The organism is Paraburkholderia sp. TE9906, from assembly GCF_056279605.1.
The window spans coordinates 239,979-256,092 of the sequence record NZ_JBWCCT010000008.1 but is presented as its reverse complement, the minus strand read 5'-3'; the positions used below and the strand labels follow the sequence as shown (position 1 = coordinate 256,092).

Here is a 16,114-nt window from a genome sequence, read left to right as displayed (position 1 = left end):
CGCGGGAGAACTGCGATGTACAACAAACACGGAAAACGGCAACGCGCCGTCGACGATTCTTTTTCTGTTCGCTCCGGTGGAGCGAGCGCCTGGTTTAGCAACGGCATGGCTCTTAAATCGACGATTTACAAGGCGGAACTGCAGATCGCCAACATGGACCGGCACTACTATGCCGACCATTCGCTGACGATCGCCCGCCACCCCTCGGAAACCGACGAGCGGATGATGGTCCGCGTGGCGGCGTTTGCGCTCTTCGCGCAGGAACGCCTCGAATTCTGCAAAGGTTTGTCGGATGTCGACGAACCGGATCTGTGGCAGAAGGATCTGACCGGCGCGATCGAAACGTGGATCGAAGTCGGCCAGCCGGACGAACGGCGCATCGCCAAGGCGAGCGGCCGCTCGAACGAAGTGATCGTGATCGCGTACGGCGGCCGCGCGTCGGACATCTGGTGGCAGGGCGTGCGCAGCAAGGTGGAGCGCATGCGCAACGTGACGGTGTGGACCCTCGGCGAAGACGTCGCGGCGGCGCTCGGCACGCTGGCGGAACGCACAATGCGCCTGCAATGCACGGTGCAGGACGGCGAAGCGTGGCTCGGCAGTGCCGAAGCCGATGCGGTGAAGATCGAGTGGACGGTGTTGAAGGCGCCGGCCAACGCGTAAGGGCTGACGGCTCGCGAATCGCGCTGGCGCCTGACTCGCAGTTTGACTCGCTTGGGCACCGAAGCGGTGTTCAATCCCAGCATCAGCCCGACGCTTAAAGCGACGTCACCCGCGCCGCTTCCGGCGGCCCCTTGAGTTCGACCATGTTGCCCTCCGGGTCGAATAGATACAGCGACTGGCCAAAGCCGTCCGCGCCATAGCGCAACGCCTGTTCGCCCAACCGCGTGCCATGCCCGGTTAGATGTGTCTTGAGCGCCTCGGCGTCGAACGGTTCGACGCGCAAACACACGTGATCCATGTTCCGTCCCGTGCCCGGTGCGCCATTTTCGGCGTGATCGAGCTTGCCGCCGACCTGCAACGGGTCGATCAGCGAGCGACCTGCGCGCAATTGCGTCAGACCCAGTTCCCGCTGTTCTTTTTCCAGGCTGCAGCCGAGCACGTCGCAATAAAAACGCGTCATGGTTTCGACGTCCGTCGCGCGGATGACGACGTGATCGATCTCGCGAATGTGGATTTTCATGTCGGACGCCTCTGGCTAGTTGGCAGAACGGATGATTAGCCAGTGTAGGAGAAAGGGCGGCGCCGTGAGCGGAACCATGAATCCAGCCGTGAGGGCCGGATCAGAAGCCATGCGGGGAGCGTATAGACGAAAAAAAGCCCGCTCTATGTGGAGCGGGCTGAATCCATATCAGGAGGAGACATGGAGGAGACAGGTACTAATATACACACGGGGTTGATGCGACGCAATAACTTTTTAAGGGAAAACCCGATATCGGGCCAAATTGTCGCACTTTGTGGCAAAACGACTGCCTGGCGGCCGTTCCAGCCTACGAGCAAGCGCAATGACAGAGCAAGAACCGGGGCGTAGGGTATGGGCATACGGCCTACATTGGTGAGCATCGACCACGTCAGCCCTCGGGACCATCATGAACCGCACGACCGATCCTGCCGACCCCAACACCGCCCCGGCCACCACGAGCTGGGCATCCGACGACGAGCGCTGGGCCGCCGTCACGCGCCGCGAGCCTCGTGCCGACGGCGCATTCTTCTACGCGGTCAAGACGACCGGCGTGTTCTGCCGTCCGTCGTGCGCCTCGCGCCAGCCGCGCCGTGAAAACGTCGCTTTCTTCACCGATGCCGCCGCCGCCCGCGCCGCGGGCTTTCGCGATTGCAAGCGATGCCAGCCCGGCGGCCTGCCGCGCGAACTGGAGATCGTCAATCGCGCGTGCGCCGCGCTGGACGCCGACCCGCAGCAGCGGCTCACGCTCGCGCAACTGAGCGACGCCGTGCACGTCAGCCCGTTTCACCTCCAACGTCTGTTCAAGCGCGTCGTGGGCGTATCGCCCCGGCAGTATCAGGCCGCGCAGCGCGGCGCCGCGTTGCGCGACGCGCTGCAAAGCGGCTCGGACGTCACGCGCGCCACGCTCGACGCCGGCTTCGGCTCGCCCTCGCGGATGTACGACAGCGCGCCGGCCGAGTTGGGCATGGCGCCGTCCGCGTATCGCCGCAAGGGCGCGGGGCTGACCGTGCGCTACGCGTGCGCACCGACCTCGCTCGGTTTCGTGCTGGTCGCGGCCACGAACAAAGGCATCTGCAAGATCGGTTTCGGCGACGACGACGCCTCGCTGATAGACGAACTGCGTGGCGAATTCGCCAACGCCGACCTGTTGGAAGACGCCCAACAGCTCGCCCCGTTCATTGCGCAGATCGACGCCTATCTACGCGGCACCCGTCAGGACTTCGATCTGCCGCTGGACATCGCCGCGACCGCATTTCGGCAACGTGTGTGGGACGCGCTGCGGCGTATCCCCTACGGCGAAACGCGCAGCTATTCGCAGATCGCCGAAGCGGTCGGCTCGCCACGCGCGGTGCGCGCGGTGGCGACCGCCTGCGCGACGAACCCGGTGGCGCTCGCCATTCCTTGTCATCGCGTGGTGCAAAAGGGCGGGGCGCTGGCCGGGTATCGCTGGGGCCTGCCGCGCAAGGCCGCGCTGCTCGACAACGAAGCGCAGCATGCCGGCCACGTTTCGCCCGACCAAACTGGACGCAAAAAGCCGGCCGTGACCGGCGCCGATTCCATCACCACCACCCCCACCAAACTGGATCACGCCGCGTGAGTACGCTCGACGAAGTCACCACCCTCGAACTGCCGTTCAAACCACCATTCGACTGGCCGCGCCTGCTGCGCTTTTTCGGCGGACGCGCGACGCCCGGCGTCGAGGCGGTCGAAGACGGCACGTATCGTCGCGCAATCGATTGGGCCGGCGACAGCGGTACGCTGAGCGTGCGCCTGCATCCGCGCAAACGCTGCGTTGTCGCAAGCATAGAAGGTCCGGTGAGCCGCCACGCCGACGCGCTCGCCGCGCCGGTCGCGAAGATGTTCGATCTGCACGCCGATCCGAAAAAGATCGGCGCCGAACTCGCCGCGGACCCGTGGCTCGCACCGCTCGTCGAAGCCGCGCCCGGCCTGCGTGTGCCGGGTGCGTGGTCAGGCTTCGAGCTCGTGGTGCGCGCGATCGTCGGCCAGCAGGTCAGCGTGAAAGCGGCGACCACGATCATCGGACGGCTCGTGCAGCGCGCCGGCGAGCGCATCGACGGCCATCCGCATGAGAACACCGCATGGCGCTTTCCTACGCCCGCCGCGCTGGCCGCCGTCGATCTCGCGCAGATCGGTATGCCGGGCAAGCGCGTCGCGGCGTTGCAGGGCTTCGCGCATGCGGTCGCCACAGGCGACGTGCCGCTCGACAGCAACGTCGTCGACGCGACCAGCCTGCGCGCCGCGTTGCTCGCGCTGCCCGGCATCGGCCCATGGACCGTCGAATACGTCGCGATGCGGGCGTGGCGCGACGCCGACGCGTGGCCCGCATGGGACCTCGTGCTGATGCAGTCGATTTGCGCACGCGACCCGCTGCTCGTGCGGCCGACGCAGCAACGCACCCGCACCGACGCGTGGCGTCCGTGGCGCGCGTATGCGGCCATGCATCTGTGGAACGAGGTGGCGGACCGCGCGGGCGCCGCGCGTGGCGGCTGAAGTCGCGCGCCGCTTATGGGCCGGAGAAAAGTGTGTGACGGGCAGCGCGGAGAGCCGCCCGGCAGGCGGATTCGTGCTGAAAACGGGCGGGACGGGCGGCCTTGAAGGCCCGCCACAGCGGCCTCAAGCAGGCGTTGTAGCGAGATGTTAAAGTGCCCGCTACTGAAAATTCCGCCGAACGTTGTCAACCGCGCAGTGCTGCCCGCGAGCAGTCGAGCGGCACATGGCGGCCGACAACGCCCGACTCGCATCAATGCCAAACACGACGACACCTCCCCGCGCGACCGACGCGTTCCTGCACCGCCTGTCCGTGCTGACCTCGGGCCCGCAGCGCGACGCGCTGACGCGCGGTCTGCGCGGCATCGAAAAGGAAAGCCTGCGCGTCACGCAGGACGGCAAGCTCGCCTTGAGCCCGCATCCACGCGCGTTGGGTTCGGCGCTCACGCATCCCTCGCTGACCACCGACTATTCCGAAGCGCTGCTCGAACTGATCACACCGGCCGAGCACGACGTCGCGGTCACGCTCGAGAAGCTCGACACGCTGCATCGTTTTGTCTATGCGGAACTCGGCGACGAGATCTTGTGGAACAACTCGATGCCCAGCCTGCTGCCTGACACCGACGAAGGCATTCCGATCGCCCATTACGGCACGTCGAACATCGGCAAGCTGAAGTACGTGTACCGCATTGGCCTCGCGCTGCGCTACGGGCGCACGATGCAGTGCATCGCGGGCATCCACTACAACTATTCGCTGAACGAAGAAGTGTGGCGGCTCCTGCATGCCGACCAGCAATCCACCGCGAACGCCGTCGATTTCCAGTCCGAACGTTATCTCGCGCTGATCCGCAATTTCCGCCGCACCAACTGGCTGCTGATGTATCTGTTCGGCGCGTCGCCGGCGCTGGATCGCCGTTTTCTCCGCGATCGCAAACACTCGCTCGAAACGTTCGACGCCGACACGCTGTACCGCCCGTACGCCACGAGCCTGCGCATGAGCGACCTCGGCTATTCGAACACCGCCGCGCAAGCTGCCCTGCATGCCGACTACGACACGCTGCCGGGCTATCTCGACGCGCTCGCGAAAGCCGTGAGCCAGCCCTATCCGGCCTATGAGGCAATCGGCACGCAGCGCGACGGCGAGTGGGTGCAGATCAACACCAACGTGTTGCAGATCGAAAACGAGTTTTACTCGACGATTCGTCCGAAGCGTGTCACGCATCCGGGCGAACGTCCGTTGCATGCGCTGGCCGCGCGCGGCGTGCAATACGTCGAAGTGCGCTGCATGGATATCGATCCGTTCGAGCCAGGCGGAATTTCGCTGGAGACGTCACGCTTTCTCGACGCGTACCTGCTCGTCTGCGCGCTCGACGACAGCGCGCCATTGCCGCCGGACGCCTATTGCGAAGCCAATCAGAACTTCGGCCGCGTGACGATGGAAGGGCGCAAGCCCGGCCTCGAACTGACGCGCGACGGCAGCCCGGTTGCGATGATGGATTGGGCCAACGAACTGATGAGCAAGATCGACGCGGCGGCCGCCGCGCTCGACGCGCTGCAGGGCGGCGACGAGCACGCGCGCGCCGTGGCGGTTCAACGCGCGAAACTCGCGGACGTGACGCTGACGCCGTCGGCACGCGTGCTGCAAGTCATGCGCGACAAGCAGCAGAGCTTTCTCGCGTTCGGCCTCGAACAAAGCAAAGCGCACGCCGAGTATTTCCGTTCGCGTCCGCTCGATGCCGCGCAAGCGCAGGCATTCACTGAACTCGCCGCGCAGTCGCTGGCCGAGCAGAGCAAACTCGAGCGCGAAGAAGTCGGTTCGTTCGACGCATTCGTCGCGGCTTATCGCGCGTACACGTTGAACCGCTTCAGCGTCTGAACAACGCTCTCATAGCGACATGATGAAAAAGCGGCCCACGTGGCCGCTTTTTTCTCGCCCTTTACTGTGCGCAGGTAACGTCTACGTGACGCGTGGCCGCCCGTCGAACGGGATCGGCAAATTCTCCGCACCCTCTGACGATTCCCTGACGCAGATGAAACACCGCAGGGGCACCGTGGTCCAAACTGATATAAGTGATATGACACACGCTCCCAGGCAGGAGGTATCGACGTGATGAACAAAGGTCTGTTGGCCGCGCTGTGTTTGGCGACAGCAGCGGGCTGTTCGACACAAGGGCAGGTCGATCCGGACGTCATGCAGATCGCGACGAAGCCGTTGACGTGTTCGAACAAAGCCGAATGCGACCTGTGGTGGCAACGGGCGCAGTCATGGGTGTCGAGCCACTCGACCTACAAGATCGAATCCGCGACCGACTCGCTGATCCAGACTGCCGGCCCTGACGGTGGCAAGCGCGCGCTGGCGTATCAGATTACCCGCGCGGCGAACCCCGACGGCACGGTGACCATCGGCTTTTCCGCGCATTGCGACAGCTCGTTGGGCTGCAAGCCGAACCCTTGGGAAGCCGGCGCCGATTTCAAGCAATACGTGCGCGGCGGTGCTGCCGATGCGCCGCAAGGCGAGGTGAAACCATCGCAGCCCGCGGCGCCCACGGCCATGCATCCCGAGGCCACGCAAGGGCAGTCGGTTCCTCCGTCGAGCACTGGCGAAGCCGTGACGCAGTAGCGATGCCGTGACGAACGCAAGCAAACGCGGGCAACGATGCGAAGGTGTCGCATCGTTGCCCGCGTCCGCGTGCGAAGTATTGCGATAACGCTCAATGCCCCATCGAAGGACCCGCGCCTTTGCGCGGCTTGGTAATCCACACCAGTACCGCCAGGACGAGAAACGCCGCGCAGGAAATGCGGAAGAAATCGTTGGTGGCCATCATGTACGCCTGGGCGGTTACCACCTGGTTCAATTGCGCGGTAACGCCATCGCCCGAAAGTCCGATCCCCGCCAGCGCATTGGTATAGGCGTTGGTATTTGCCGAATACACATTCACCGAATCCGTCAGCATTGCGTGATGGGTGATCGTGTCGTTCTCCCAGAACGTCGTGCTGATTGCGGTGCCGATCGCCCCCGACAAGGTCCGGAAAAAGTTCGATAAACCAGACGCGCTGGCGAGCCTCTCGTCCGGCACGCTGGACAGCGTGATGGTCGTCATCGGCACGAAGAAGCAGGCCACGCCGATGCCTTGCACAAGACGCGGCCAGATCACGTGATTGAACGGCACGTCGAGCGTAAACGTCGAGTTCCAGAATGAGACGAACGCGAACACGACGAACGCAAAGCTCGCGACCATGCGTAAGTTCAACCGGTGCATGTTCTTGCCGATCAGCGGCGACAGGAACAGCGCGAGCAGGCCGACCGGTGCGGTTGCGAGACCCGCCAGCCCAGCGGTGTAGCCCATGACCGTTTGCAGCCACAGCGGGAAGATCACCACCGAGCCGAAGAAGGCCATGAAGCCGAACGAAATGATCAGCACGCCGAGCGCGAAGTTACGGTCCTTGAACAGCGAGAGATCGACGACGGGTTCTTTCTCCGTCATCTCCCACACCAGCAGGAACGCGATTGACACCACCGCGATCACCGCGAGCGCGACGATGAACGTCGAGTTGAACCAGTCACGATCCTTGCCGAGGTCGAGCATCATCTGCAGACACGACACGCCGATCACGAGCAACGCCAGGCCGACCGCATCGATGCGTTGACGGGTGATCTTCGTCTCGCGTCCGCGCAGCAGCAGATAGGCGCTCACCGCCGAGAATAGCCCGATCGGCACGTTGATGTAGAAGATCCACGGCCACGTGAAGTTGTCGGTGATATAGCCGCCCATCACGGGTCCGAAAATCGGCGCGCAAATCACGGTCATCGCCCAGAGGCCGAGCGCAAGCCCGCGCTTTTCCGGGGGATAGGAACGCATCAGGATGGTTTGCGAAAGCGGAACCATCGGCCCGGAGACCAGCCCTTGCACGAGCCGGAACGCGATCAGCGATTCGAAGTTGTGCGCGAAGCCGCACAGCGCCGATGCGATCGTAAAAAGCAGCACGGAAAGCGTGAAGAGCCGCACTTCGCCGACGCGGCGCGCGAGCCAGCCTGTCAACGGCACGGCGATCGCTGACGCCACCGAATACGACGAGATGACCCACGTGCCCTGACTGGTCGCCACGCCGAGGCTGCCGGATATGGTCGGCACCGCGACGTTGGCAATCGAGGTGTCGAGCACCTCCATGAAGGTGCCGAGCGCGAGGCCGACGGTCAGCAAGGCGAGCGCCCCGCCCTTGAGCGGGGCGGGTTCGGCGGCGGGCCGGGCGGCGGCGGGAGCCGTGGCGTCCATAGGTTTTTCCTCCTTAACCGGGAAAGCTTGTCACGACAGCTTTATCGCGCCTGTCGAACGGCGGACTTACATGCCGGAACATCCTCTGCCCAGACAGATATTTAAAAACAATGGCGCTTTCAAAAGCGCCTGTTGGGTTACTGCTCGTCGCAGTCCGGCGACATCTCTTCGGATGATTCTCCCTGCGGCTCCGATTGCGGCTCCAACCCGCAGCCAGCGCCGCTTCCGTCGCCGGGACCGTTCGCAATGAAACGGGCGAGCAGGTCGATCAACGTCGCATGCTCATCGGCGGAGAAGCCGCGCAATTGCTCATTCAGCACCGCCGCGCCGAGACTGGGCAGTTGACGTGCCGCGTCGTGACCTTGCGGTGTCAGTTCCAGTTTCACCATGCGGCGATCGGCGTCGCTGCGCGTGCGCACCACAAAGCCTTTCTTTTCAAGGCGATCGAGCAGACGCGTCATTGATCCGCTGTCGTACGACATGGCGCGCGACAGCTCGAACGGCGTGCTCGCGCGCCGCGATGACAGCATGAGGATCACGCCGATCTGCTGCGCGGTCAGCCCGAGCGGTTTGACCGCACGGTCCGTCCGCTCGACCAGCACGTTCCGCGCTTTCGTCAGGTAATAGCCGAGACTCGTCGTGAGTTGAATCTCGTCCGTTTTGTAGGGACCGTCGATCATGGTGTTTCCAGAACATCGGGAAGCAGAAACAAAGTTTAGCTGCCTAAGCAGGTAAGTCAATTCACATGATGCGTTCTACTCACAACGGAAAAACAACACGAAACACGCGCGCGGCGCAAAGTATGTTGAAATTTAATTGCATAGTCAATATTATTACAGGCAACGAGTTACTCGCCTCCGAGCCCATGTTCTGACCGATTGTCTGCACGCAGCGAGCACGCCGTGCAAAAAGGATTTCCCCCATGCTGTACCTCAAAAACACCCTTGGCGGCTTGAGCCGCTCCCTGACCGATTCCGCGTTGCATAGCTTCAAGGGGCCGCACCGCTGGTGGAAACTGGCGCTGTTCGCCGGGCTGTTCGTGTTGCCGGGCGGGTCGGTGGGAGTCGCGGTACTGGCTTGGGTCGAGCATCGGCGGGGCAGGAAGGGCAGCCAGGCGACAGAGGTGAAGAGGGCCGCTGCGCCGGTCCTGACCGAAGGCATCACGACAGCGGGAGGCAACGCGACCCACGCGGCCAATCCCGCAGGCGCATGCCAGGCGCGCGGCGATGCGCCATGCCGGGCGGCGGCGGGCCGATTGGCTCGCCAGACCACGTCGAAGGAATCACGGGGTTAACGGCCTGGGGCTGAGCACCGGCCGCGCCCGGTAACAGCACGTAACCATAGCGACACCCTAAGTAACACACCTGCGCGCGTCCCCGCATTACCCTTTCAGTTTCCCGCGTCCACGCGGGCTCATACGCTAACATTCCGGCAGACCAAGATCTCGCCCGGCCGACGGTGCCGCCATCGGCCGCATTGCGGCGTCCAGAAGGAATTCATTGCATGCAGTCTGATCGAATCTCGCACGCGCGGCCGCTTGCGCCTCGCGCCCTGACCATCGCGGTAACAGCGGCACTCGCCACGTTGCTGAGCGCTTGCGTCGTCGGCCCCGACTACAAGCGGCCGGCCGCCGAGGTCCCCGCGTCGTTCAAGGAAGCCGCGCCGGGCTGGAAAGTCGCCGAACCCGCCGACCAGCACGATCGCGGCGACTGGTGGACCATCTACGAAGACCCGCAACTCAATGCGCTCGAAGACAAGCTGAACACCGCAAACCAGACCGTCGCCCAATTCGCCGCCACCTACCGGCAGGCGCGCGCGCTGGTCGGCGAGGCACGGGCCGCATATTTCCCGACCATCGGTGCCTCGGCGGGCGCGACGCGCTCCGGCAACGGCAGCCAAACCGGCGGCAACTCGACCACCGCGACAAGCCGCTCGGGCATCGGCAACAGTTTCAACGTGCAACTCGACGCAAGCTGGGAGCCCGATCTGTGGGGTTCGGTCACTCGCTCGGTCAACGCGCAGAAAGCGGGTCAGCAGGGCGCGGCCGCCGATCTCGCGAATGCCAGGCTGTCCGCTCAGGCCACGCTCGCGCAGACCTATTTCTCGCTGCGCTCGCTCGACTCCACCCAGAAGCTGCTCGACGACACCGTCGCGGCTTATCAACGCTCGCTGCAACTCACGCAGAACCAGTACGCCGCAGGTGTCGCCGCGCGCTCGGACGTGATTCAGGCGCAAACGCAACTGCAGTCCGCGCAGGCAGCCGCGATCGACAACGGCATCCAGCGCGCGCAGGACGAGCACGCGATCGCCGTGCTGATCGGCGTGCCGGCGTCGGTCTTCACCCTCGCGCCGATGCCGCTCACCGCGACGCCGCCCGCCGTGCCCGCGCAGATGCCGTCGGCGCTGCTGGAGCGGCGTCCGGACGTCGCGTCGGCGGAACGCAAGGCCGCTGCGGCGAACGAGCAGATCGGCGTGGCGATTGCGGCGTTCTTCCCGTCGCTGACGGTGTCGGCCACCGGCGGCTTCGAGAATTCGGTGTTCTCGCAGCTGCTGACCGTACCGTCGCGCTTCTGGACGGTCGGTCCGCAACTCGCGGCCACGCTGTTCGACGCCGGTCTGCGCAAGGCCCAGACCGAAGCCGCGCGCGCCACCTACGACGCGAACGTCGCCACCTACCGTCAAACGGTGCTGGCCGCGTTCCAGGACGTCGAGGACAACCTCGCGTCGCTGCGCATTCTCGAACAGGAAATCGTCGTGCAGCGGCAAGCGGTCGAGTCGGCCCGGCAGGCGCTCGCCATCGTCACGAACGAGTACAAGGCGGGCACGGTCGGCTTCGTCAACGTGCTGACCGCGCAGACCACGGCGTTCACGGCCGAGCAGAAGCTCGAGAGCATCGCGGGGCAGCGGATGGTGTCGTCGGTGGGTCTGGTGAAGGCGCTCGGCGGCGGCTGGGACGCATCGCAGATGAATCGCGAAACCGGCGACGTGGCCGCGCCCGCGCCGTTGCCGGCGGCATCGGCGGTGCCCGTCGCGCAGAGCGGGGCCACACCGCAACAGCGGGTTCAGAGCAGATAAGCGCCGCGCCGCTTGCCGGTGCGAAGCAAAAGAGGCATGGCCGCGAAATGCGCCCATGCCTCTTTTTTATCCTGCCGACCCAACCGGGCAAGTAACCGGCGCCGTCGCGCCAGCCGCACACGTCAGCGCGCGAACCTCAGTGTGCAAACGTCAGTGCCACCGTATCCGGTCCGCTCGGCCGGCCCAGCAAATTCAACAAGCCCGCGAGGTTCTCGCGCGCCTCGGGCGCGGCGCTCGCTGTGCCGTGAAACGCAGTCGACGCGGCAGATATCGTGCCGTTGCCGTTGAGCGTCAGCGGGCCTTTGAGGGTCGTCAGATCGAGCGTGGACGATGCGCCCTGAGCCTGGAAAGTCACGCGGTACGAGCCAAGCGGCTTGACCAGCGAAACCCGCGAACTGACGTCGTTCAGCGTCACCGTCAGCTGACCGAACGCTTCCCGGTTGAAGCTGCGCCAGTCGGACCACGAAAGCTGCACGTTGCCCTGCAGATCGAGCGTATTGAAGGGTGCGCCGAGCCCGCTCAGTAGCGAAGCCGGCACGGCGATCGTGCCGGGCGTGACGGTTGCACTGCGCGGCGTGGCGTCGACCGTGATCGGGTCGGGCATCGCCTCGCTATGCCGCATGACCATGCGCACCCGGCCGGTGAACAGCGGCCAGAAAGCCGTGCTCCATTCGATCCGGCCAGGCAGCAGCGTCGCCGCGCTCATGTCGGAGCCGGCGGCCAGCATCAGCGTGGCCGAGCCGTGCCAGAGCGAGCCGGCCGGGTCGACCAGATTGACGTGGCCGCTCGTTTGCCGCGCGAACTGCGGCGTGATCCACGCAGCCGGCAACAGCGAGAGCATCACTGCTGCGGAGGCCAGGCCGCCCACCACCGCCCACGGCAGCGCGGCGCGCGCGCGCCGCATCCAGTAACTCATGCGAAACCCCGTAGCGACGCGCTCATTTCGCGGTCGACGGCTGCAACGACGCCGTCAGATCCACCTGGCCGTCGTCCTTCAACGCGGTGACATGCGCCTCGGCGATCTGCACCTTGAACTGCTTGCGCGCATCGTCGACCCAGCTGGTCCACGCCGGGAACGACGCGTTCTTCATCTGGATCTGCACCGCGTTGCCGACCACCTGCACCTGCGTGGCAGCCAGGCCGTGATCGCTGAGCGACGCGGACAACGCATCCTTGAGCGCGGCGCCGGTCGGCGCGACGCCTTGCGCGGCCGCCGACAGCACGCGCGCTTCGTTCGCCTGGGCGGTCATCTGCGCGAGTTGGCGCTGCAGGCTCGGCAGCGATTCACGCAGATGCGCGCGGCCTTCCTGCGCCGGCGCCCACAGCACCGACCACGCGACCACCACGGCGAGCGCACCGCCGCCCCAGGTGATGATGGCTTTTTCGCGCTCCGTGCGCTGGTCCCAGAAGCCGGCCCATGTTTGAGCGAGTTCAGCTTTCATTGTCCGTTCCTGATGGTCCACTTGCCGGTATTGCTGTCGATCGCGCCGCTCAGCCCGTTGTGTCCGAGACGCTTCGCAAAGTCGGCGTCGAGCTTGACCTCGGGCTTGAAGGTCACGTCGAGCCGCCGGTCGTGATAGTCGAGCGCCGCGATGCCGTTGACCGGCACCGGCGCAAGCGAGCGCGCGAGGCCGTCGGCGAGCGACAGGAAGTCATCCGGCGACAGTTCGCCCGCCGCCACGCGCAGTTGCTGCAACTGGCGCGACATCTGGTCGGGCGCATCGAGCACCACCGTCGTCTTCGGGAAGGTGTTGAGCAGCAGTTCGGTCATCTGCGTGCTGATCGCGTCGCGTTGGCGCGCGAGCATCAGCCACTGCACGTTCGCGCCGACAATCGCGATGACCAGCGCGCCGATCGCCAGCAGCACCGGCAGGCGCAGACGCCGCAGCGTCGCGCGGTCGAGCCGCCACGGCTGCGACGCGAACTCGAACTGACACAGATCGAAGCGGCATTCCAGCGCGCGCCGCGCGAGCTGCTCGAACGGCAACGGACTCGCGCCGTGAATATGCGCGGCAAGCCGCGCCGGGCTGTTCGCAGCGAGACCCGGCTCGTTCCCCGGCACTTCGGTCAGCATGTACAGCGAGACGGACGCCGCGCCGGCAAGCGCGCCGAGCGTCGTGTTCACCGCATTGGCCGGCACCGCCATGCCTTCGCCTTGCACGCCGCGCGCAATCGCCAGTTCGACGCGCGGCACGCCGCTCTCGACCACGCCTTCCAGCAGCAAGGCGGGCGCGGTCGGCACCACGGCGCCGAGCACGGCGGCCACCATCGGCACCACGGCGGCGACATCGGGCGCCACCACGGGCGCGACCCCCGGCAGCGCCGTCGCGACGTCGGCCGAGCCCGCCAGCGTCGGCTCGCCCGCGTTGACCAGTTCCGCGATTTCGGCGAGGGTAGCGGCCGCGGCGGCCTGTGGCAGGCAGCGCGTCACCGGCACGGCGCGCAAGCTGCGGTGACCGGCCGTCGTGAATGCCTCGCAGATAAAGCGGAACCAGCCGCGGTCGATGATCGCGAGCAGCTGCCTGCCGCCCGCGGCCGGTTGCGGATCGACGGCGATGTGACAGGTTTGCGGGTCCTGGATCAGCTGATCCTCGACGATGTTGGGCAAGGCCTGACGCAGCTTCGGACCGCGCAGCGGCGGCAGCGTCGTGGGCATCATCAGCAGGTCGCGCGCGGCGACCATCAGCACCGTCGACGTCGCGCGCGGCAGCAGCGCGAGCGCCGAGCGGCCGGCGCGCTGGGTGCGGCCCGACTTGTCGAGCAGAACGAACGGCAGCTCCGGCAATTGCCATTCCTGCGATGGCACCGCCGGATCACGCGGCGGCAGTAAGACGATCAGCGTGCTCAAAGGCCACTCTCTCTGGGAATTGCGTTATTCATAGTTGGTCTTGTACCCGCACGATACGCGTAGTGTGAGTCATCGCGTCGCGATAGACGAGGGTCGTGCGGTCCACTTCGGCGCGTTCGTGCTGCACGCGGCCGTGGATCAAAAAGTAGTTCGAGTTGACGTCCATTTCGGCCGGATCGATCGCGACCGATTGCACGCCGGCGCCGCGCAACGCAAGCTGCACGTCGCTGACGTTGTGGAAGAACACCGTCGTGCGGCTCGCCACGAAACTTTGCGCGGCCGACTGGCTCATGCCCGGCACGACCGCCGCGATCACTTCGGCCGACGCCGTGTTCATGTTGAGCGCCGTGACGGTCGGCAACACCGTGACGAAGGGGCGCAAGCGCGCGACCATCTCCGGCGTGTAGCCCGGGATGTCGAGCAGCGAATCGACACCGGTCATTTGCAGCGGCGCGACCGCCGCGTTGTCGTCGCCGTCTTCGATGCCGGGTTTGTCGGTGAAGCTGCCGCCGGTGCCGCCGCCCTGAATGGTCGGCGTCGCGGATGTCGTCGTGCCGCTGGTGGACGTGACGGTCTGGAAGCGCGTCGCCGACTGCGAGAGGCTGTTGCGCACCTGCACGGCGGTGGCTTTCGCGAGCTGGCTGTTCACGCCGAGCGACACCAGCAGGCGCTGGTACGCGCCGATCTGTTCGAGGCTCAGTTGCATCACGCCGGGCGCGGGGCTCACCACCAGATTGCGCAGATTGAATTTCGCCTGCGCGTCTTCGATAGAACCGGACAGATAGGTTGCCGCGCCTTGCTCGGCACGGACCTCGCCGATCTGGCCGAGGAAATCGGACAGGCGCGTCTTCGCGATCGGCACGCCCCACAGTCCACCCAGATAGGTGATGCCGGCCGACGTATCGCCCTCCGAGCGCAGGATCAGACGCGTCCAGTCCAACGCGCCGCGCGCGACCCATTGCGCCTGCGAAAGCAGCCGCTGGTTTTCGATCCGGCGAATCTGCACCTGCTGGCGCCACAGCATGCCCGACACCAGAATTGCCGATAACGCGACGACCAGCAGCGCGCTGATGATCGCCGCGCCTTGCTGTCGTGCGCGAGATGCCGGGCGCGAAGAAGACGGAAAGCGTCGCGGAGATGAGCAAGAGAATTTCATTTCATTCTCCGACGAGAAAAACCCGCGTCACAGGCCGCGCCAGCGAGCGCGCGCCGACGCTCACTTCGAGCCCCGTCACCGAGCGCGGCAGCGGCGCGTTGCCGAGCTGCGGCACCTTGAGATTGTTGTCGGCCTCGGTGATCGCGCTCTGTACGTCTTTCATCTGTGTGGTCCAGCCGACCTTCGGCACATAGAGCCGCGCGGAGATCGCACCGACGCCGCCCATCAACGGCACCGCGCTCCAGCCTTCGCCTTCGCTGCCGCGCAGCGCGCGTCGCAATTCGCCGGCATTGGCAAGCGGCGGCGACGCGTAACGAATCACGCGTCCATTGGACACCTGATAGCGCACCACCTGCAGACGCGGCGCCGTGCCCGGCAAGTTCATCTGCCGCACGATCTGCAGCGTGTTGCCGGACAGTGAAATGGCAGCCTGCCCGGACTCGTCGTCGGACGCGGCCTGGCGTGCGTCGATCCGCATCTGGTCGAATACCTGCGCAAAGACACGCTCTTCCTCCATCGCGTTCGTGATAGTGGTGCGGCCGCGAATGATCTGGTCGAGCCCGCGCCACGACAGCACGGCGATCACCGCCATGATCGCGATCGCGACCAGCAATTCGATCAGCGTGAAGCCACGCGCGCCTGATCGGCGGCGGCGCTCAGAGCGAACGGTTGTTTTCATTCGCGACCACCGTCACCATCTGAGCGAGATTGCCGGAACGCCCAGGCATCGTCACCATCACTTCCACACGACGAAACACCGGATTCGGCGTCGCCGTCACATGCTCGGTGCAGATCAATTGCAAATTGCCCTGCGAGCAATCGAAACTCGTTTCGCCGACGTTCGGCCACCCATGCGTCAGGCGCAACTGCGCGAGCGTATTGTCCGCGCTCCAGCCGGCCAGCAAGCGGCGGTGCAGATCGGCTTCGCCGCTCGCGAGACTGCCGACCGCGCGCAACGACGCCGATAGCGCCACCGCGATGATCGCGAGCGCGACCAGCACTTCGATCATCGTGAAACCGCGCTGCGTGCACGCGCCACGCTGGCGAGCGGTCCTGCTGCTGCAACGACGCAT

At 65.5% G+C, this 16,114-nt stretch carries 16 protein-coding genes; 7 read left to right on the top strand and 9 right to left on the bottom strand.

Annotated elements, in window-relative coordinates; translation table 11 throughout:
• The first annotated feature begins 105 nt into the window (after nt 1-105).
• Nucleotides 106-660 (top strand): YaeQ family protein, encoded by a 555-nt coding sequence (locus tag ACZ9H4_RS23085; protein ID WP_408139846.1) that lies wholly within the window; start codon nt 106-108, stop codon nt 658-660.
• Nucleotides 661-754: 94 nt separating this feature from the next.
• On the opposite strand, the gene ACZ9H4_RS23080 is transcribed toward ACZ9H4_RS23085, so the two are convergent.
• On the bottom strand, nt 755-1,180 hold the full coding sequence (locus tag ACZ9H4_RS23080) for a VOC family protein (RefSeq protein ID WP_476121045.1): 426 nt from the start codon (nt 1,178-1,180) through the stop codon (nt 755-757).
• Nucleotides 1,181-1,586: 406 nt separating this feature from the next.
• Between ACZ9H4_RS23080 and ada the strand changes: the two genes are divergently transcribed.
• The 4 genes from ada (at nt 1,587) to ACZ9H4_RS23060 (ending at nt 6,308) form a co-directional block, all read left to right on the top strand.
• Nucleotides 1,587-2,777 carry a bifunctional DNA-binding transcriptional regulator/O6-methylguanine-DNA methyltransferase Ada gene (gene ada, locus ACZ9H4_RS23075; RefSeq protein WP_408323183.1) on the top strand — a complete coding sequence of 397 codons (1,191 nt, stop codon included), beginning with the start codon at nt 1,587-1,589 and terminating at the stop codon, nt 2,775-2,777.
• Nucleotides 2,774-3,691, top strand: coding sequence for a DNA-3-methyladenine glycosylase family protein (locus ACZ9H4_RS23070; RefSeq protein ID WP_408139850.1), 918 nt, complete (start codon nt 2,774-2,776; stop codon nt 3,689-3,691). The genes ada and ACZ9H4_RS23070 overlap by 4 nt, the downstream gene beginning before the upstream one ends.
• A gap of 253 nt (nt 3,692-3,944) precedes the next feature.
• Nucleotides 3,945-5,564 (top strand): glutamate--cysteine ligase, encoded by a 1,620-nt coding sequence (gene gshA, locus ACZ9H4_RS23065; protein ID WP_408152726.1) that lies wholly within the window; start codon nt 3,945-3,947, stop codon nt 5,562-5,564.
• Between the two features lie 234 nt (nt 5,565-5,798).
• Nucleotides 5,799-6,308 carry a hypothetical protein gene (locus tag ACZ9H4_RS23060; protein WP_408139853.1) on the top strand — a complete coding sequence of 170 codons (510 nt, stop codon included), beginning with the start codon at nt 5,799-5,801 and terminating at the stop codon, nt 6,306-6,308.
• Nucleotides 6,309-6,399: 91 nt separating this feature from the next.
• On the opposite strand, the gene ACZ9H4_RS23055 is transcribed toward ACZ9H4_RS23060, so the two are convergent.
• Nucleotides 6,400-7,962, bottom strand: coding sequence for a DHA2 family efflux MFS transporter permease subunit (locus tag ACZ9H4_RS23055; protein WP_476121042.1), 1,563 nt, complete (start codon nt 7,960-7,962; stop codon nt 6,400-6,402).
• 137 nt (nt 7,963-8,099) lie between these two features.
• Complete coding sequence (locus tag ACZ9H4_RS23050; protein WP_476121040.1) at nt 8,100-8,642, bottom strand: MarR family winged helix-turn-helix transcriptional regulator; 543 nt, start codon at nt 8,640-8,642, stop codon at nt 8,100-8,102.
• A gap of 242 nt (nt 8,643-8,884) precedes the next feature.
• On the opposite strand from ACZ9H4_RS23050, the gene ACZ9H4_RS23045 reads away from it, so the two are divergent.
• Nucleotides 8,885-9,256, top strand: coding sequence for a hypothetical protein (locus ACZ9H4_RS23045; protein ID WP_408139857.1), 372 nt, complete (start codon nt 8,885-8,887; stop codon nt 9,254-9,256).
• 209 nt (nt 9,257-9,465) lie between these two features.
• The gene (locus ACZ9H4_RS23040; RefSeq protein ID WP_476121037.1) at nt 9,466-11,037 is read left to right on the top strand and encodes an efflux transporter outer membrane subunit; all 1,572 of its coding nucleotides are present in this window, start codon (nt 9,466-9,468) and stop codon (nt 11,035-11,037) included.
• A 136-nt stretch (nt 11,038-11,173) separates the two neighbouring features.
• Here the strand turns inward: ACZ9H4_RS23040 and ACZ9H4_RS23035 are convergent, their stop codons facing one another.
• From ACZ9H4_RS23035 to gspI, 6 genes are read right to left on the bottom strand one after another with little or no spacing between them, the layout of a single operon-like run.
• Nucleotides 11,174-11,953, bottom strand: coding sequence for a type II secretion system protein N (locus ACZ9H4_RS23035; RefSeq protein WP_408139860.1), 780 nt, complete (start codon nt 11,951-11,953; stop codon nt 11,174-11,176).
• Between the two features lie 22 nt (nt 11,954-11,975).
• Nucleotides 11,976-12,479 (bottom strand): type II secretion system protein M, encoded by a 504-nt coding sequence (locus ACZ9H4_RS23030; protein ID WP_476121035.1) that lies wholly within the window; start codon nt 12,477-12,479, stop codon nt 11,976-11,978.
• Entirely contained in the window at nt 12,476-13,885 is a 1,410-nt protein-coding gene (gspL, locus tag ACZ9H4_RS23025) for a type II secretion system protein GspL (RefSeq protein ID WP_408139863.1), read from the bottom strand. The genes ACZ9H4_RS23030 and gspL overlap by 4 nt, the downstream gene beginning before the upstream one ends.
• Before the next feature lie 28 nt (nt 13,886-13,913).
• A complete protein-coding gene (gene gspK, locus ACZ9H4_RS23020) occupies nt 13,914-15,041 on the bottom strand; it encodes a type II secretion system minor pseudopilin GspK (RefSeq protein WP_476121032.1) in 1,128 nt (375 codons plus the stop codon).
• 1 nt (nt 15,042) lies between these two features.
• Nucleotides 15,043-15,720, bottom strand: coding sequence for a PulJ/GspJ family protein (locus tag ACZ9H4_RS23015; protein ID WP_408139865.1), 678 nt, complete (start codon nt 15,718-15,720; stop codon nt 15,043-15,045).
• Entirely contained in the window at nt 15,698-16,114 is a 417-nt protein-coding gene (gene gspI / locus ACZ9H4_RS23010; protein WP_408139866.1) for a type II secretion system minor pseudopilin GspI, read from the bottom strand. The genes ACZ9H4_RS23015 and gspI overlap by 23 nt, the downstream gene beginning before the upstream one ends.